General features: G+C 61.6%; 21 protein-coding genes. 13 read left to right on the plus strand and 8 right to left on the minus strand.

Annotated features, from left to right (window positions below; genetic code table 11):
• Positions 1 to 6 precede the first annotated feature (6 nt).
• Positions 7 to 570: a hypothetical protein gene (locus B2J69_RS18650; RefSeq protein ID WP_081141126.1), complete on the minus strand. Its 564-nt coding sequence runs from the start codon at positions 568 to 570 to the stop codon at positions 7 to 9.
• Between the two features lie 63 nt (positions 571 to 633).
• On the minus strand, positions 634 to 963 hold the full coding sequence (locus tag B2J69_RS18655; RefSeq protein ID WP_081141127.1) for a hypothetical protein: 330 nt from the start codon (positions 961 to 963) through the stop codon (positions 634 to 636).
• 213 nt (positions 964 to 1,176) lie between these two features.
• Between B2J69_RS18655 and B2J69_RS18660 the strand changes: the two genes are divergently transcribed.
• A complete protein-coding gene (locus B2J69_RS18660) occupies positions 1,177 to 1,356 on the plus strand; it encodes a hypothetical protein (protein WP_081141128.1) in 180 nt (59 codons plus the stop codon).
• Positions 1,357 to 1,393: 37 nt separating this feature from the next.
• Here B2J69_RS18660 and B2J69_RS18665 read toward each other — a convergent pair whose 3' ends face one another.
• Positions 1,394 to 1,750, minus strand: a complete 357-nt coding sequence (locus B2J69_RS18665) for a DUF4186 domain-containing protein (RefSeq protein WP_081141129.1) — start codon at positions 1,748 to 1,750, stop codon at positions 1,394 to 1,396.
• A 98-nt stretch (positions 1,751 to 1,848) separates the two neighbouring features.
• Between B2J69_RS18665 and B2J69_RS18670 the strand changes: the two genes are divergently transcribed.
• The 3 genes from B2J69_RS18670 to B2J69_RS18680 all read left to right on the plus strand — a co-directional run bounded on the left by B2J69_RS18670 (position 1,849) and on the right by B2J69_RS18680 (position 3,015).
• The gene (locus tag B2J69_RS18670; protein ID WP_081141130.1) at positions 1,849 to 2,073 is read left to right on the plus strand and encodes a YgdI/YgdR family lipoprotein; all 225 of its coding nucleotides are present in this window, start codon (positions 1,849 to 1,851) and stop codon (positions 2,071 to 2,073) included.
• 123 nt (positions 2,074 to 2,196) lie between these two features.
• Complete coding sequence (locus B2J69_RS18675; RefSeq protein ID WP_081141131.1) at positions 2,197 to 2,580, plus strand: hypothetical protein; 384 nt, start codon at positions 2,197 to 2,199, stop codon at positions 2,578 to 2,580.
• Positions 2,581 to 2,601: 21 nt separating this feature from the next.
• Positions 2,602 to 3,015 carry a GNAT family N-acetyltransferase gene (locus tag B2J69_RS18680; RefSeq protein ID WP_081141132.1) on the plus strand — a complete coding sequence of 138 codons (414 nt, stop codon included), beginning with the start codon at positions 2,602 to 2,604 and terminating at the stop codon, positions 3,013 to 3,015.
• Here the strand turns inward: B2J69_RS18680 and B2J69_RS18685 are convergent, their stop codons facing one another.
• Together B2J69_RS18685 and ldcA are read right to left on the minus strand one after the other, a co-directional pair.
• Positions 3,016 to 3,678 (minus strand): MBL fold metallo-hydrolase, encoded by a 663-nt coding sequence (locus tag B2J69_RS18685; protein WP_081141133.1) that lies wholly within the window; start codon positions 3,676 to 3,678, stop codon positions 3,016 to 3,018.
• Positions 3,679 to 3,700: 22 nt separating this feature from the next.
• Positions 3,701 to 4,627, minus strand: a complete 927-nt coding sequence (gene ldcA, locus B2J69_RS18690) for a muramoyltetrapeptide carboxypeptidase (RefSeq protein ID WP_081141134.1) — start codon at positions 4,625 to 4,627, stop codon at positions 3,701 to 3,703.
• A gap of 167 nt (positions 4,628 to 4,794) precedes the next feature.
• Between ldcA and emtA the strand changes: the two genes are divergently transcribed.
• Positions 4,795 to 5,424, plus strand: a complete 630-nt coding sequence (gene emtA / locus B2J69_RS18695) for a membrane-bound lytic murein transglycosylase EmtA (RefSeq protein ID WP_081141135.1) — start codon at positions 4,795 to 4,797, stop codon at positions 5,422 to 5,424.
• 4 nt (positions 5,425 to 5,428) lie between these two features.
• On the opposite strand, the gene B2J69_RS18700 is transcribed toward emtA, so the two are convergent.
• A complete protein-coding gene (locus B2J69_RS18700) occupies positions 5,429 to 6,376 on the minus strand; it encodes a sugar-binding transcriptional regulator (protein WP_081141136.1) in 948 nt (315 codons plus the stop codon).
• A 183-nt stretch (positions 6,377 to 6,559) separates the two neighbouring features.
• On the opposite strand from B2J69_RS18700, the gene B2J69_RS18705 reads away from it, so the two are divergent.
• The 7 genes from B2J69_RS18705 (at position 6,560) to B2J69_RS18735 (ending at position 14,096) form a co-directional block, all read left to right on the plus strand.
• Positions 6,560 to 7,501: a D-ribose ABC transporter substrate-binding protein gene (locus B2J69_RS18705; RefSeq protein WP_081141137.1), complete on the plus strand. Its 942-nt coding sequence runs from the start codon at positions 6,560 to 6,562 to the stop codon at positions 7,499 to 7,501.
• A gap of 20 nt (positions 7,502 to 7,521) precedes the next feature.
• The gene (locus tag B2J69_RS18710) at positions 7,522 to 8,121 is read left to right on the plus strand and encodes a DUF2291 family protein (protein WP_407944755.1); all 600 of its coding nucleotides are present in this window, start codon (positions 7,522 to 7,524) and stop codon (positions 8,119 to 8,121) included.
• On the plus strand, positions 8,118 to 9,632 hold the full coding sequence (locus tag B2J69_RS18715; RefSeq protein WP_081141139.1) for a sugar ABC transporter ATP-binding protein: 1,515 nt from the start codon (positions 8,118 to 8,120) through the stop codon (positions 9,630 to 9,632). Before B2J69_RS18710 ends, B2J69_RS18715 begins: the two co-directional genes overlap by 4 nt.
• A 2-nt stretch (positions 9,633 to 9,634) precedes the next feature.
• A complete protein-coding gene (locus B2J69_RS18720) occupies positions 9,635 to 10,741 on the plus strand; it encodes an ABC transporter permease (protein WP_081141140.1) in 1,107 nt (368 codons plus the stop codon).
• A 94-nt stretch (positions 10,742 to 10,835) separates the two neighbouring features.
• Positions 10,836 to 11,666 (plus strand): transketolase, encoded by an 831-nt coding sequence (locus B2J69_RS18725; RefSeq protein ID WP_081141141.1) that lies wholly within the window; start codon positions 10,836 to 10,838, stop codon positions 11,664 to 11,666.
• Complete coding sequence (locus B2J69_RS18730) at positions 11,659 to 12,603, plus strand: transketolase family protein (protein WP_081141142.1); 945 nt, start codon at positions 11,659 to 11,661, stop codon at positions 12,601 to 12,603. The genes B2J69_RS18725 and B2J69_RS18730 overlap by 8 nt, the downstream gene beginning before the upstream one ends.
• 2 nt (positions 12,604 to 12,605) lie before the next feature.
• Positions 12,606 to 14,096, plus strand: a complete 1,491-nt coding sequence (locus tag B2J69_RS18735) for an FGGY family carbohydrate kinase (protein WP_081141143.1) — start codon at positions 12,606 to 12,608, stop codon at positions 14,094 to 14,096.
• 203 nt (positions 14,097 to 14,299) lie between these two features.
• Here B2J69_RS18735 and B2J69_RS18740 read toward each other — a convergent pair whose 3' ends face one another.
• Together B2J69_RS18740 and B2J69_RS18745 are read right to left on the minus strand one after the other, a co-directional pair.
• The gene (locus B2J69_RS18740) at positions 14,300 to 15,424 is read right to left on the minus strand and encodes a mechanosensitive ion channel family protein (protein WP_081141144.1); all 1,125 of its coding nucleotides are present in this window, start codon (positions 15,422 to 15,424) and stop codon (positions 14,300 to 14,302) included.
• A 95-nt stretch (positions 15,425 to 15,519) separates the two neighbouring features.
• Positions 15,520 to 16,254 (minus strand): flagellar brake protein, encoded by a 735-nt coding sequence (locus B2J69_RS18745; protein WP_081141145.1) that lies wholly within the window; start codon positions 16,252 to 16,254, stop codon positions 15,520 to 15,522.
• 210 nt (positions 16,255 to 16,464) lie between these two features.
• Between B2J69_RS18745 and B2J69_RS18750 the strand changes: the two genes are divergently transcribed.
• Complete coding sequence (locus tag B2J69_RS18750; RefSeq protein ID WP_081141146.1) at positions 16,465 to 16,713, plus strand: GlsB/YeaQ/YmgE family stress response membrane protein; 249 nt, start codon at positions 16,465 to 16,467, stop codon at positions 16,711 to 16,713.
• Positions 16,714 to 16,766: the final 53 nt, after the last annotated feature.

Consider the following 16,766-nt stretch of genomic DNA (forward strand, 5'->3'; position numbering starts at 1 on the left):
TTTTTTTTATGCCTGCCGCGCTGCTGGCGTCTGGCGGCAGGCGGGATACCAGCTCGCCAGAAAATGGCGCAGATGATCGAGGCACCACTCCGCCTCATCGCGCTGCTGGCAGTAGTACATCACCGTAACCTTTTCATACTCTCGTCCACGCTGCCGCAGCGGCGACCAGCCCCAGTCGAGCACGCAGCGCGCGAAGTTAATCAGCGCGTCCGGCTCCAGCCCGTGCTGCGCCGCCTGCTCGCGCAGATAGCGGCCAAAGGCCTGATCGAGCGTCAGCGTCTCCTGCTGCGTCTCAGGCAGTTCGGGACGAAAGGCGAAATCGACGAAGCCGCACACCGCATCCTCGCGCTGCTGCCAGTCACAGGCCAGCGTCATAAAGAGCCCGTCCTGCAGATTAATCTCTTCCAGCAAACGACGCAGATTAGCCGACTGCGCCAGCACCGCAATCTCATCGATGCGATCGGTCTGCAGGGTGAGGTCGATGCCGCACGGGTTCAGCGAGCCATCCTCGTTGCGCGTGGCGGGGAAGGGGAAATCGATATAGCCGTTGTTATCCAGTCGCTTTTCCATACGAGGTGAGCCTGCAGCCTGACAAGCCCCTGACAATAAACCATCTGGCCGCAGGACGCACGCTCAGGGGCACGTCCAGGTAATCATCGTATCTTCGTGCGGGTTGATCAGGCGGAACTGCTTATCTGACAGCCGCTGCGCGTAATAGCCTTCAGGGGTGACGGCGGAAGGCACATATTTGAAACGATCCAGCGATTGCAGTGTCCCACTCTGCACGTTAACCCCGTCGCGGCTGATAGTGAAGGCGCTGACGAGATCGAAGATCGTCGCCCGCGTCTGGCCCATCGGCTGCCCGTAGATGGTGCTGACTTCGCCTGGGCACTCCACCCCTTTCGGGCCGGAGGCGCAGCCGGCAAGCAGCGTAATAATAGTGAAAAGCGTGAGTCGCAACATATCCTGTACCTGCTTCAATCCCTGGGAATCCCGTGGCGCTGATTTCGACGCGTTGCGTCCCGGCTATTGTGATCATAGCAGGTCTGGCGCGGCTTCCCATTTGCAGTTCGATTAATAGTTAAGCTTTAAGCGTGCCAGAGGGTGACTTGAGTAGCACATTAAAGGTATTCTTGCCATCTTTGCGCACCAGTTGGGCGATTTAAGGGAAATTTAATGAAAGAAGAAGAAGCCAGTCTAATGATTATCCGTCATGCGATTGAGAAGCTTGAGGTTGAAAAAAAGCAACAGGTAATGGCATGCGTCGGGGCGATCCGCGACGTGATGCAGACGTTCGACGAGGAAAACGCCTACATGGCGCTGATGCTGATCGCCGCCGAGGTGGCTGCAGAATAATCCCCCGTCCGGCGCGGCAGGATGCGGCGCCGGGCTTCTATCGATTCATCTCACCTACCAGCCAGCGATGGATCACCGCGACGATCCAGGCCTGCTGCGCCTCGCTCAGCGGCTGATGGGCCGCAATATGGTGCCACTTCGCCAGACAGCCGCGACAGCAGGTCGCCGTGGCATGCTGGGCAATAAACACCGGATGACCGCGCATTGGCGTCTGCTTGCCGTCGTTAACCGGTTCCGCCGCCGCCAGACGCTGCGCGACGAAATCCGCCGCGTGCCGATCGATCACCTCGGGTCCTTTCGCCAGACAGTACGCTCGCTCTTTCGCCCCCAGATGAAAGCGGCGACGAAACGGCGACTGCGCCAGCCGCTGAAACAGCGCATCCTCGCGGGTCATGACATCTCCTTTAGGAATCAATGCGTTTTCAACCTGTTCCTGGTTTCGCTTTCGTCACGCTGTGCTAAACCTAATGCGAACCCAGGCAAGGAGGAAACATGAAAAAAACACTCACGATGATCGCTATGCTGAGCGCGGGCCTGATGCTGGCCGGCTGCGCCAACGACCATGTGCTGCACACCAACGACGGCCGCACCATTGTGGCGCAGGGCAAGCCGCAGGTGGATAGCGACACCGGTATGATCACCTATAAAGACGTCTACGGTAAAGAGCAGCAGATCAATCGCGACGCCATCAAAGATATGTCGGAAGTCGGGGATTAACGACAGCGTTTGACACATTTCGGCCCGCCCTGCGCGGGCCGTTTCGCTTTATGGGGCCGCTGGATATGTTACTCTGAAAATAATCAGATAAATCAGAGTATAACTTCAACGGAGCCTGAAAACATGAAAGCCCTTCTCGTGACACTCGGCCTGCTAAGCTGCCATATCGCGCCCGCCTGGAGCGAAACCGAGTTTCAGATCACCTGCCCGGGCCGTCCCACCATGACCATCTCCCGCGCCGAGTATGGCCTCAGCACCCTGACGTGGCCGCAGCACCATTTTCAGATCGCCGCAGGCCAGCAGCGGATCCGCACCGAGGAGGGCGACAAGGTCTCCATTACCCGCTTTCGCAATGGCGATCGGCTGATCGTCAACAAGGCCAGCGAGGAAACCTTCTTCGTTTACCGCGACAGCGACCGCCTGTTACCCTGTAGCCGCAGCGAAACGCGCGATGTCGAGCAGCTGTCGCTGGAGCGCTATGACGATCGCGACCATCCGCACTCTTAACCCGCTTTAGCCGGAGAGCCTATGCAACTGAACGTGACGGAAAGGGTAACCCATCAGGATCTTGATGAGGTACGCCTGGGACTGAATGCCTTCAACAGCCGCTTTATCAATATCGACGAGTTAAAATCGATCGGCGTCTTCGTTACCGACGAGCGCGGCGTCAAGCTGGCGGGGCTGACCGGCTCCACCGCCGGCAACTGGCTGCGCATCGACATGCTGTGGGTCAGCGACGCGTTGCGCGGGCAGGGCGTCGGCACGCAGTTGATCAAGGCGGCAGAAGCGGAGGCGCGTCAGCGCGGCTGCCGCTACGCGCAGGTCGATACCACCAGCTTTCAGGCGCGCCCGTTCTATGAAAAATTAGGCTACACCCTGCGTTTCAGCCTCGATCGCTATCCGCGTCACCATCAGCGCCACTATCTCAGCAAGACGCTGTAGCTAAAACAGCGGCTGCTGGCGCATATCCAGCGGCTGCTGCTCCGCCTCGTCAATCGCCGCCAGCCAGCTTTGCAGCGTCACCTCTACCCAGGAGAGATGGCCGCGCGTGGTGCTCAGCAGCACCACGTCGGGACGCAGCGTGCGGTAGAACTCCAGCGACTGCTGCAGCTCGTGCGGGTTGCTCTCCGGCACCAGCACGGTGATCCAGCGATGATGGTCGCGCGTCAGGGTATCGCCAACGAACAGGTAGGTGCGTCCCTGTGGGGAAGCGTAGAGAAAGCTGCTGCTGCCCGGCGTATGGCCCGGCGTCGGCAGCAGATGGAAGTCGCCGAAGTGCGTCTCCTGCTGGGTAAAGGTATCGTCCGGCTCCAGCACGCGGCTGACCGGGCCCAGCGAGCGGCTGTGGCAGTAGAGCGCGCTGCTGAAGCGCTGCTGGATGGCACGCGCGCCGGGCGCCGCCTCATGCCAGTGCGTCAGATAGTGGCGGATGACGCCGCCTTCGTCCGCCAGCACCTCGTGATCGAGCGGATGCTCAACGCGGCCAATCAGCAGGTTGCCGCGCGGATGACGCAGCATAAAGCCGTGCATCATCAGGTCGTTGACGGCTTCTTCTACCGGAAATTCCGGCGTGGAGATCCACAAATCGTCGTACAGCGGCTTCAATGGCGATCTCCCTGAGAACGGCTTATTGCTCGGGTAAAACCGGATGGCCGGTGGCCTGCAGTTCGGCCTGGTGGTTGGCCACGCGCAGGCGGGCGCGGGCGCCGAGCGGCAGCGTGACGGTATCCGCGTCGTGGCCGAAGGCCAGATCGCTGATCACCGGCAGGCCGGTGAGGTCGCGCAGATAGCGCCAGACGCTGGCGAAATCAAAGCCGTTGTCATAGTCGCTCAGCGCGCTGCTGGTAAAGCTGCCGGTAATAATGGCGCGCTGTCGCGCCAGCACGCCGCTCTGCTGCAGCTGGATCAGCATGCGCTCGATGCGGAACGGATGCTCGTTGACATCCTCGATCACCAGAATGCCGTCGTCGAACTGCGGCAGCCAGGGCGTGCCGATCAGCGAACAGATCATCGCCAGATTGCCGCCCCACAGCGTGCCCTGCCACTCGCCGGCGTCCGGCGTCTCGCTGCGCCAGCCCACCTTGACTGTAGGCGAAGTCAGCGCCTGCCAGAAGTGCGACAGGGTAAATTCAGATAAAGCCTCCGCGCCGAAGTTGCCCGCCAGCATGGGACCGCTGAAGCTCACCAGCCCGGTCTGCGCCAGCAGGGCCAGCTGCAGCGCGGTAAAGTCGCTGTGGCCGCACAGCGCCAGCGGCTGATTGAGCAGGCGACGCTGCAGGCCGACGTAATCGATCTGCGCCAGCAGTCGACTGGCGCCGTAGCCGCCGCGCACCGCCAGCACGATATCGGGCAGCGTCTCAAGCTGCGCCAGCTGGTTAAACTCGGCGAGCCGCTCGGCGTCGGTGCCGGCGAAGCGCTGAAAACGGCGGGTGAGGGTTTCCAGGTTATCGACCTGATGGCCCGCCGCGCGCAGCCGCTCGACGCCGCGCCACGCGGCGGGCTGATTGTGACAATATCCAGAGGGCGAAACGAGGTGGATGGAGCGCGAAATCATAAGGCTATTCCTGCGGTTAGCGGGCGATTATCTGGCCGATGATGACGAAAAGCGCGACGGAAGTCACTGCGCGACACGCTTTTTTACGCAATTAAGATAAACGGCAATTTTGCTGCCGCGCGCGCCAGGTATGATAGCCTGCGACCCTATTGCATCAGGATGAATAATTGGTGAAATTTCGATACCTTGCCCTTTCCGCGCTGCTGCTCGCCGGCTGCGCCAGCGAGCCGTCAAAACAGGTCGTCAGACAACCCAATACGCCGTTAACCCAGGCGCCACCGTCGAATATCAACGCGGCCTGGGCGATGTTCACCGAAGATGCCGCCAGTCATTATGGCGTTGATGAGAAGCTGCTCAGCGCCATTATTACTGTCGAGTCGGGCGGCAATCCCCGCGTCGTCAGCCGCTCCAACGCGGTGGGCCTGATGCAGATTAAAGCCGCGACGGCGGGCAGAGAGGTCTATCGCGTGCAGGGACGTCGCGGGCAGCCCTCTAACGCCGAGCTGCGCGATCCGGCAAAAAATATCGATATCGGCGCCGCCTATATCAAAATCCTGCAGCAGTCGGCGCTTGCCGGCATTCGCGATCCGCTGACGCTGCGCTACGCCACCATCGTCTCCTACGCCAACGGCGCGGGCGCGCTGCTGCGCACCTTCTCGCGCGACCGCGATCGCGCCATTGCCATGATTAACGCCATGTCGCCGGACGAGTTCTACCAGCACGTGCAGAACAAGCATCCTGCCGCGCAGGCGCCGCGCTACCTCTGGAAGGTGACTACGGCGTACCGCACCATCTAAAACGTTACTCCACCAGCAGCCGCGCGGTGGGGTAATCGACGATCAGCACGTTGACGTAGCCGCCGCGCAGCGCGCCGCGAATGGCGTGCGCCTTCTCTTTGCCGCCCGCCAGCGCCACCACCTGCTGGCAGTGGCGCACCTGCGCCAGCTCCATGCCAATCACCGGATCTTCCTCCGCGCTCAGCACCGGTTCGCCCTGCGCGTCGAAGTAGTGCAGGCAGATATCGCCCACCGCGCCGCGCTGCGCCAGGGTGCGCAGCATCTCTTCATCATAATAGTTGCCGGAGTTGCGCAGCAGCGCCGACGGCTCCAGGTCGCCGATGCCGACGATGGCCAGATCCACCTGCTCAAACTTCTCCAGCACCTCGGCGACGTCGGGGCTGGCGGCGAGCCGCTGACGATCCTGCACCGAATGCTCGATCGACTGCGACGGCAGCAGCCACGACGGGCAGTTGAGCAGCGCCGCCAGGTTCTGCGTCAGGATGGTCGCCTGCACGTTGCCGTTGGCGCCGACGCCGCCCAGTAGCTGGATCACCCCTTTGCAGGGCACGTTCAGCGGATGCAGCGCATCCACCATGGCACGAATGGTGCCGCTCCAGGAGGAGATGCCGATCAGCTCGTCGGCGCGCAGCCGGGTCTCCAGATAGTGCGCCGCCGCCGAGCCGATCGCCTGTTTGATCTGCAGCGAGGAGGCGTTGTCCGGCACGTCTACCACAATCGCCTGCGGCAATCCGTAGGTCTGCTCGATCGCCTTCTCGATCGCCGGGAAAATATTGGCGGGCGGCACCACGCTGATCTTCACCACGCCCTCTTTCACGCTGCGGTTGAGAATGCGCGAGACAAACGACTGCGATAACTTCAGCAGCTGCGCGATATCTGACTGCTTCATTCCTTCGCTGTAGTAAAGCGTGGCAATCTTCACCATCAGCCGTTGCTCATCCTGTTTCGCCATTCATCCTTCCTCTCTGTGTCGGCCTGGTATTGTTAACCAGGATGCCGTAAATCACAACGCAGGACATTTTGTGATCCTTTTCGCTTTTTAAACATTCCGGGTTGCGCGCCCGGTCAGAGCGGGTGCATAGTCAGATTGCATATAAAATCGCAATTGAATATTTATTCAAGCGGAGAATAACGAATGAACGCACCTCTCGTCAAACTTACCCTGCTGGCTTCACTGATGGCGCTCTCGGCCGCCACGCACGCCTCCGATAAAGGCCTGCTGGCGATCATTACCCCGTCGCACGATAACCCCTTCTTTAAAGCGGAGGCGGACGGCGCGCAGGAGAAAGCCAAAGCGCTCGGCTACGCCACGCTGGTGGCGTCGCACGACGACGACGTCAGCAAGCAGAACCAGCTGATTGAAACTGCCATCGCGCGCAAGGCGAAGGCGATTATCCTCGACAACGCCGGCGCGGACGCCACCGTCGGCCCGGTGCAGAAGGCCAAAGACGCCGGCATCCCGACGTTCCTGATCGACCGGGAGATCAACAAAACCGGCATCGCCGTGGCGCAGATCGTCTCCAACAACTACCAGGGCGCGCAGCTCGGCGCCGAGAAGTTCGCCAAACTGCTTAACGGCAAAGGGAGCTACGTCGAGCTGCTGGGCAAAGAGTCGGACACCAACGCTGGCGTGCGCTCGCAGGGCTATCACGACGTGCTGGACGACTACACCGATCTGAAAATGGTGGCGCAGCAGAGCGCCAACTGGAGCCAGACCGAGGCGTTCAGCCGCATGGAAACCATCCTGCAGAAGAACCCGAACATCGTCGGCGTGATCTCCGGCAACGACACCATGGCGCTGGGCGCGGAGGCGGCGCTGAAGGCGGCGGGCAAAACCAACGTTATCGTGGTGGGCTTCGACGGCAGCGACTACACCCGCGACTCCATTATCAACAAAGGCAATATCAAGGCCACGGTGCTGCAGCCGGGCTGGGCGCAGGCGCAGATGGCGGTGGAGCAGGCGGACTACTACCTGAAAAACGGCAAAGCGCAGAAAGAAGAGAAACAGCTGATGGACTGCGTGCTGATTGACGACAGCAACGCGTCGAAGCTGAAAAACTTTAACCTGGCGAAATAACCGGAGGTGGCATGAAGCGGATGCGGGCCATTCTGGCCATTAGCCTGGCGTTAGCAGTAAGCGGCTGTACCGTGGTGGATCTCGACGCCAGCGGCAATCCGATCATGCCGAAAGATCCCCATGCGAAACCCGGCTACAGCAACCAGACGCCGCAGCAGATCGCCGAAGCGAGCTGGCAGAGCCGGGTGCTCGACGTGGCCCAGCAGCACGCCATGAGCTGGGCGGATATGGAAACCAAAAGCAGCACGGTGAAAGCGGGCGGCAGCGAAAGCGTCTTCGTGCGCGCCAGCGGCACGGTGGCGGCGCTGGACGAGAGCAACAGCCGCGAACGCATCCTGACGCTGACCCTGAACGGCAAGCCGGTCAGGGTCAGTATCGGTCCGGTGATGCGCAGCAACGCGCTGCGCGACGCGGCGGGTTTCCGCTTCGAGGAGTTCACCAATCAGGTGCAGTATGCGCAGCTGACCCGCGCGCTTAACCGCCACGCGGTGCAGCAGCTGCCGAAGGTGGACGCCAGCTGGGTCGGCAAACCGGTGCAGGCGCTGCTGGCGGTGGAGATGGGCCACGGCACCGTCAATGATGTGATGGCGGTCGAGCTGAAATCGGGAGAGGCGCCATGAGCGACGACATCATCCTGAGCGCCCACAATATCTCCATGCTGTTCCCCGGCACGCTGGCGCTGGATCGCGTCGACTACCGCGTCTGGCGCGGCAAGGTCAACGTGATTATCGGCGAGAACGGCGCGGGCAAATCGACCCTGATGAAAATCCTCGCCGGGGTGCAGCAGCCCACCAGCGGCGAACTCTTCCTCAACGGCGAAAAGGTGGTGCTGAGCAGCACGCGCGCCGCGGCTAAGCTCGGCATCGGCATGGTGCATCAGGAGCTGAACCTGTTTGAAAACCTCTCGGTGGCGGAGAATATCTTTCTCGGCCGCGAGCTGCAGCGCGGCATTCGGCCGATTAACGAAGCGGAGCAGGAGCGGCGCACCGCCGCGCTGATGGCGCGCCTCGACCAGCCGATTTCGCCGAAAGAGCACGTCGGCAATCTTAAGGTCGGGCAGCAGCAGCTGGTGGAGATCGCCAAAGCGCTGGCGGAAGACGCCGACATCCTGATCCTCGACGAACCCACCTCGGCGCTGAGCAAAACCGAGGTGGAGATCCTGTTCCGCGTCATCCGCGAGCTGACGCGCCAGGGCGTCACCATCATCTATATCTCGCACCGCCTCGAAGAGCTGATGGCGATCGGCGACAGGATCACTATCCTGCGCGACGGCCGCTTTCAGGCGGAGGCGGCGGTCAGCGAAATCGACGTGCCCTGGATCGTGCGCGAAATGCTCGGCAGCGAGCCGATGAGCAACTTCCTGCCGGAGGGGCGCGCGTTCGGCGCGCCGGTGCTGGAGGCGGAGCATATCACCTGCGTCAGCCCCAACGGCAATACGGTGGTGGATGACGTCACCTTTAACGTGCGCGCCGGGGAGATCGTCGGCATCTACGGCCTGATGGGCGCCGGACGCACCGAGCTGTTCGAATGTCTGCTCGGCAGCGAGCGCAACTATCTTGGCAAAATCTGGCTCGACAGCAAGCCGGTGCCGACGCGGCTGCCGCCCGCCGAACGCATCCGCATGGGTATGAGCCTGGTGCCGGAAGATCGCAAGCGCGCCGGGATTTTTCCGGTGTCGTCGGTGGCGAGCAACCTGACCATCGCCAGCCTGTGGCGGCGGCTGTCGCACCGCTTCGCCATCGCCCAGCAGCAAGAGCAGGAGGCGGTGACGCACACCGTCGGCAATCTGGCGATCAAGATCTCTTCGCCGGAGGTGGCGATCAGCGCGCTGAGCGGCGGCAACCAGCAGAAGGTGGTCATCGGCCGCTCGCTGCTGACCAACCCGCGCCTGCTGCTGCTCGACGAGCCGAGCCGCGGTATCGACGTCGGCGCCAAAGCGGAGGTGTTCCGCATGATGGTGCGGCTGTCGGAGCAGGGCATCGCGGTGCTATTCTCCACCTCCGATTTAAAAGAGATTATGGCGGTGGCCGATCGCATCCTGGTGATGTCGGGCGGCAAACTTACGGCTGATATCGCTCGCGGCGACGCGGAAGAGTCAGCGCTGGTCAAAGCAAGCGCACAGGGGTTCTGAGCATGAAAGGCAACAACGCTATGACGATGGCCGGCCAGCCGGCGAAGGCGTTTAACTCGCGCGAAAGCATTATCCTGCTGCTGCTGAAGCTGCGCACCTTTATCGCGCTGTTTTTGATCGTCGGCTTCTTTGCGATAACCGTGCCGGACTTTCTCGCGGTAGGCAGCCTGGTGATTATGGTGAAGCATATCGCCATCAACGCCTTCCTGGCGCTGGGCATCACCTTCGTGATCATCACCGCCGGCATCGATCTCTCTATCGGCGCGACGCTGGGGCTGTGCGGCATGATCGCCGGCTGGATGATCACCAAAGGGATCGTGCTGCCGATGTTCGGTATCGCCATCTTTCCCAGCGTCTGGATCATCGTGCCGCTGGTGCTGTTCATCGGCGGGCTCATTGGCGCGGCGAACGGCTGGATCATCACGCGCTACAACGTTGCGCCCTTTATCTGCACGCTGGGCACCATGTATATCCTGCGCGGCGCGGCGATGCTCACCTCGGGCGGGGAGACCTTTCCAGGCCTGCAGGGCAATCCGCTGCTCGGTAACACTGGCTTCGACCGCATCGGCGCCGGCTCGCTGCTCGGCCTGCCGTACGCCATCTGGATGATGGTGCTGCTGGCGCTGGTGATCGCCTATATCGCGCGCCGTCTGCCGTTTGGCCGTCAGGTCTACGCCATCGGCGACAACGAGCGCGCCGCCGAACTCTCTGGCGTCAAGGTGAAACAGGTGAAGATCTGGGTCTATACCCTTTCCGGCTTCTGCGCGGCGATTGCGGGCATCGTGGTGTCGTCGCAGCTGGTGGCCAGCCATCCCGCCAACGGCACCTCGTTTGAGATGAACGCCATTGCGGCGGTGGTGCTGGGCGGCACCTCGCTGGCGGGCGGACGCGGCACCATTCTCGGCACCCTGGTCGGTGCCTTTGTCATCGGCTTTCTCGCCGACGGCCTGATTATGATGGGAGTCAGCGAATTCTGGCAGATGGTGATCAAGGGCATCGTCATCATCATTGCCGTCATCATCGACCAGATGCAAAACCGCATGCAGCAGAAAGCGGCGGTGGTGGCGCAGAAGGCGCTGATCGAGGAGGGCGGCGAGGCGAAAAGTTAATCGGTAGCGGTGCAGGCCAGTGCTTTTGCTGCACCCCTTTTTTTACCCACTATGAATATATATTCGTATATGATTTTTAATTCAGAGGTGAGAGATGAATCCTTTCAATCTTCCGGTCGACGAACTGCAGCGTAAGGCGCGCGCCGTGCGCCGCCGTATTATCCAGCTTAACGCCGGCAGCCCGGCGGGCGGCCACACCGGCGCGGATCTGTCGCAGGCGGATATCGTCACCGCGCTCTATTTCCGCATTCTTAACTGCGCGCCGGATCGCACCGAGGATCCGCAGCGCGACATCTATATCCAGTCAAAAGGGCACGCCGTCGGCGGTTACTACTGCGTGCTGGCGGAGGCGGGCTATTTCCCCACCGAGTGGCTGCCGACCTATCAGCATGCCGACTCGCATCTGCCGGGCCATCCGGTGCGGCAGAAAACCCCCGGCGTCGAACTCAACACCGGCGCGCTCGGCCACGGCCTGCCGGTGGCGGTAGGGCTGGCGCTGGCGGCGAAAAAAGATAACAGCCAGCGGCGCATCTTCGTGGTGACCGGCGACGGTGAGCTGGCGGAAGGCAGCAACTGGGAGGCGGCGCTGGTGGCGGCCCACTACGGCCTCGACAACCTGATTATCATCAACGACAAAAACAAGCTGCAGCTGGCGGGCGCGACGCGCGACATTATGAACACCGATCCGCTGCCGGAAAAATGGCGCGCCTTTGGTCTGGAGGTGACGGAGTGCAACGGCAACGATATGGCGCAGCTGGTCGACACGCTGGAAAGCCTGCCGCAGAACGGCAGGCCGCAGGTGGTGGTGGCGCATACCGAGAAAGGGTTTGGCGTCTCCTTTATTCAGAGCAAGGCGGAGTGGCATCACCGCGTGCCGAAGGGCGAAGAGATTGAACTGGCACTGGAGGAACTGAAAGATGAGTAATGCACAACATTTAGCCAGCGTAATGGTGAACGCGTTTATCGACGCGGTGAATCGCGGCGTCGATCTGGTGCCGGTGGTGGCCGACTCTACCTCCACCGCGAAAATTTCGCCTTTTATTAAAGCCTTTCCCGACCGGCTGGTGAACGTCGGCATCGCCGAACAGACGCTGGTCGGCACCGCCGCCGGGCTGGCGCTCGGCGGCAAGATCGCCGTCACCTGCAACGCCGCGCCGTTTCTGGTGTCGCGCGCCAACGAGCAGGTCAAAGTCGACGTCTGCTACAACAACACCAACGTCAAGCTGTTCGGCCTGAACGCCGGCGCCAGCTACGGCCCGCTCGCCAGCACCCACCACAGCATCGACGATATCGCGGTGATGCGCGGCTTCGGCAACATTGAAATCTATGCGCCGTCCTGTCCGCTGGAGTGCCGCCAGATTATCGATTACGCCATTGAGCATGTCGGCCCGGTCTATATTCGCCTCGACGGTAAAGATCTGCCGCAGCTGCATGAGGAAAACTACCGTTTTGAGCCGGGCAAAATCGATTGCCTGCGCGAAGGCAAGGATATTGCGCTGGTGGCGATGGGCTCGACGGTGCATGAGATTGTTCACGCGGCGGAGCAACTGGCTGAAAAAGGGATTGCGGCGGGTGTGATCAGCGTTCCATCCATCAGACCTTGCGATACCCAACAGCTGCGCAACCTGTTAAATCACTATCCAGCCGTGATCAGCGTGGAAGAGCACAACGTCAACGGCGGCGTCGGCAGCCTGGTGGCGGAAGTGCTGGCGGAAGGGGGCTGCGCCATTCCGCTGCTGCGGCTCGGCATCCCTGACGGCCAGTACGCCATTGCGGGCGATCGCGCCTCAACCCGAGCGCATCACGGCATCGACGCCGCGAGCGTGGTTAACAGCGCAGTGCGCATTTGCGCGGGAGCCTGACCATGGAAGACGCCGTTATTCTGGCGATTGACGAAGGCACCACCAACGCCAAGGCGATCGCCGTCAATCGTCAGGGCAGCGTGGTGGCGCGCGGCAGCCAGCCGCTGTCGCTGTCGCATCCGCAGCCGGGGCTGGCGGAGCAGGACGCGCTGGCGATCTGGCAGGCGGTGAAGCAGGCGGTGACCGACTGTCTGGCGCAGTGTCGCGGCGCGCCTGTAGCGGCGGTGGCGATCAGCAATCAGCGCGAGTCGGTGCTGATCTGGCAGCGGCGCGACGGCAAGCCGCTCACGCCGCTGGTGAGCTGGCAGGATCGCCGCTCCGAAGCGTTCTGCCGCGATTTGCGCGCCGCTGGCAGCGCCTCGCGCATTACCGGGCTGACCGGGCTGGCGGTGGATCCGATGTTCCCGGCGGCGAAGCTGACCGGCATGCTGGCGGGGATCCCGGACGGCGCGGCGCGCGCGGCGGCGGGCGAGCTGTGCATCGGCACCGTCGACAGCTGGCTCGCCTGGCAGCTCAGCGCGGGCGAGAGCTTTGTGACCGATCACGCCAACGCCGCGCGCACCCAGCTCTACAGCCTGCACAGCAACGGCTGGGACGATGAGCTGCTGCGGCTGTTTCAGCTGCCGCGCGCCGCGCTGCCGACCATTGTGCCGTCGGCCAGCGCGCAGGGCGTAGTGGCGATTGACGATATTCCCGGTCTGCCGCGCGGCACGCCGCTGCTGGCGCGCATCGGCGACTCGCACGCGGCGCTACAGGCGCAGCGGCGCGGCGACGAAGAGGTGGTGAAGGCGACCTACGGCACCGGCTCCTCGCTGATGATGTCGATGGCGACGCCGCTGCTCACCGACAACGGCCTCAGTACCACGGTTGCCTGGCATGACGGCGAGCTGCGTTTCGCCTTTGAGGGCAATATCACCCATACCGGCTCCGGCGCCGCCTGGCTGGGTAAAATGCTCGGCATTCAGGACCCGCGCGAGCTGACCGCGCTGGCGCAGCGCACCGACAGCAATCAGGGCATCTATTTTGTGCCGGCGCTCTCCGGGCTTGGCGCGCCCTGGTGGGATCTCAAGGCGCGCGGCATGGTATGCGGCCTGACCGACGCCGCCACCCCTGCGGTGCTGGCGCGTGTGGCGCTGGAGTCGATCGTTTTTCAGATCGCTGACGTTTTCTTCGCTATGGAGCAGGCCGGCGGGCAGCACCTTTCAGCGCTCTGCGTGGACGGCAGCGCCACCGCCAACGACTGGCTGATGCAGCTGCAGGCGGACGTGCTGCAGCGTCCGCTGCTGCGCGCGCCCACGGCGGAGGTCTCTGCGCTTGGCGCGGCGCTGCTGGCGGGCAAGACGCTGGGCTGGTGGCAGCAGGGCAGCGAAATGCAGGCGCTGCAGGGCGGCACGCGCGTCGAGCCGCGCCGCGAGCAGGCGCAGGCGATGCGGGAGAACTACCAGGGCTGGCTGGAGGCGGTGGCGCGCTGCCGGTTTCAGCCGCCTCAGTAAGAGCCTGATGACGTTTGAAACCTCAAAAAGGACTCACCGTGCATCTCACAGCCGCACTATAGCCAAAGGGAAAGGGCGCTTCGGCCGATCGCAAAGACGGCATTAAGCATCCCTGCGCCTCGGCGCGGGCCATCCCTGGCCCGCGACGCTTTGCTCTTCGGCCGAAGCGTCCTTGCCCTTTTAGCATGGGTGCGCCTGTAAAATCAGGCCCGCCGCGCCTCTTCCTCATCGTTCTCCGCGTGCAGCATCTCCACCGGCGGAATACGTCCGCCGCTGAACTCCACCTGACGGATCGGGAAGGCGAAGCGGATATCGCGCTGCTCCAGCGCCGCCATCAGCTGCAGGTTAATCTCCTGCTGAATATCCATATATTTGTTGTAGTCGGCGTCGAGCACGAAATAGACCACCTCGAAGGTAAGCTTCGAATCTTCGAAGGCGAAAAAATGGGCGCGGTCGAAGCGGGTCAGCTCGATGCCCTGAATAATCGACTTCACCAGATCGCTCACTTCGCGCACCTCAGCGGAGGGGGTGCCGTAGCTCAGGCCAAAACGAAACACAATGCGCCGCTGCTGCATACGCTTGTAGTTGTGAATGGTCTGCTGCAGCAAAATGGTATTGGAGCAGACAATCTGCTCGCCGCTCAGACTGCGCAGGCGCGTGGTCTTCAGGCCGATATGCTCGATAGAGCCGGCGATATCGCCGAACACGATAAAATCGCCGTGCTCGAACGGCTTATCGAAGCCGATCGCCAGCGAGGCGAAGACGTCGCTCAGCACCGTCTGGATCGCCAGCGCGATGGCGATACCGCCTACGCCGAGACTCGCCACCAGCGCAGTAATATTGATGCCCATATTCGACAGAATGGCGAGCAGCATCATCACCCAGACCACCACGCGCAGCAGAATGCCGAGGATCACCGTGGTGACCGGGTTGCGCACGTGCAGCGGGTCGCGCAGCAGATTATGCAGCCACAGCCGGATGCCGCAGTCGATCCACATGGCGAGCTGCACGGCGAACGCGAGGAACCAGCCGTGGGAGATAAACCCGTTCCAGCTGGCGGGCACGTCGACGAAGCGCAGGGCGATCAGCAGCGAAAAAATCAGCAGCAGCAGCTGGCTGGTGCTGCGCAGGATCTCTACCAGAATCGAAGTGACGCGCACATGCCGCTGCTCGCTGTAGCGCGCAATGCGGCCGCAGATAAAGCGAATGGCGCTGCGCAACAGCCAGTAGATCACCAGCGTGCCCACGACCACGATAGCGCTGTTGATCCAGAAAGTTTGATTAAGAAAAAGACGTTGAAAATAGCCGGATGAGAGCCAGTTTTCCATTGGGGAGATTCTCCTTGCTGGGAGCCGGTTTAAAAAAGAGAGCAAGGAGAAGCATAGCCTGGATGCGGCCGGAGGCCGCGCAAATCACTGAATAATTACTGAAATCGATTCGCTTTGTCGCGCGCCAGGCGCTCAAGGGCGAAAATCACCTGCTGCAGCTGACGCTCCTGCAGCGGCTCGATAGCGGTAAAGCGGAAGCTGAGGCGCGGCGTAACGCGCGTTTCATTTTTGCTGCTGACCACGCTGCGCTCGCCGATATGCAGCAGCTGCGCCCCGACCTCAAACTGACCATACTCGCCCAGCTCGACGCGCAGCTTGTTAAACCTGTCGCCGCTGTTCAAACCGTCCGGCAGCGCCTCGTCCACCAGCACGCCGATGCCGCCCAGCGACAGATCCTGCAGGCGGAAACGCACCTTCTTGCCGTTGGGCCACTCGCTGTGGCAGTAAAACGTCGGCTCCAGCGGGGCAGAGATGCGGAAAAATTCGCGGCGCTGAATTTGCCACAGCAGCTCGGGCAGCGGCGCGCTAAAGGCGGGCAGCCCGTCGAAGGTGGTTCTCTCCAGCGTGCCGAGGCTAAACTCTACCTTGGCGCCATGCGTTTCAGCGGAGACGCTCACCTCGTGGCAGGCGAGAATGTATTCGTTGTCGAGATTATTGCTGCCGAGATCGAAAATAATGCGCTCTGCATCGGCATCCAGCATACGGCTGATAAACTGACCGCGCGAAAAAGTGACCATCAAGGGCGTCTGAAAACGCAGCAGATCCTTCATTACGCCTAAAACCGCCAGCGTGCCACGTTTGAGATACTGTTCGTTGTCGGCTTCTTTCACTTCCTGGCTCCAAAAGAGGGCAAATTTACGGTTCGTTAATCCATTATTCTTTGACCATTATCGGCGATCGCTGCGGGAGCTTTAGATTTTTAAGTCAATTTTTTGCCGCCGTTTACCCTGCAGTAAAAAATTTACTGTCTATACTTATCTCTGTAATTCTCCTGATTAATCAGGCGGTCACAAATTAAACGCAAAAGAAAGGAGTAGTTGATGGGTATCATTTCATGGATCATCTTTGGTTTAATCGCCGGTATTCTCGCTAAGTGGATCATGCCGGGTCGCGATGGCGGCGGTTTTATCGTCACGGTGATCCTGGGGATTATCGGTGCGGTGGTCGGCGGCTGGATCAGTACACTGTTCGGCTTCGGTCGAGTAGACGGCTTCAACTTCGGCAGCTTTGTGGTGGCGGTTATCGGCGCGCTGGTGGTGCTGTTTATCTACCGTAAAGTCCGTAGCTAGTACGCATTGCGTCAGAACTGCAACGGGACGACCTCTGGTCGTCCCGTTTTACG

The organism is Pantoea latae, from assembly GCF_002077695.1.
In the GTDB taxonomy this organism is placed as follows: domain Bacteria; phylum Pseudomonadota; class Gammaproteobacteria; order Enterobacterales; family Enterobacteriaceae; genus Pantoea; species Pantoea latae.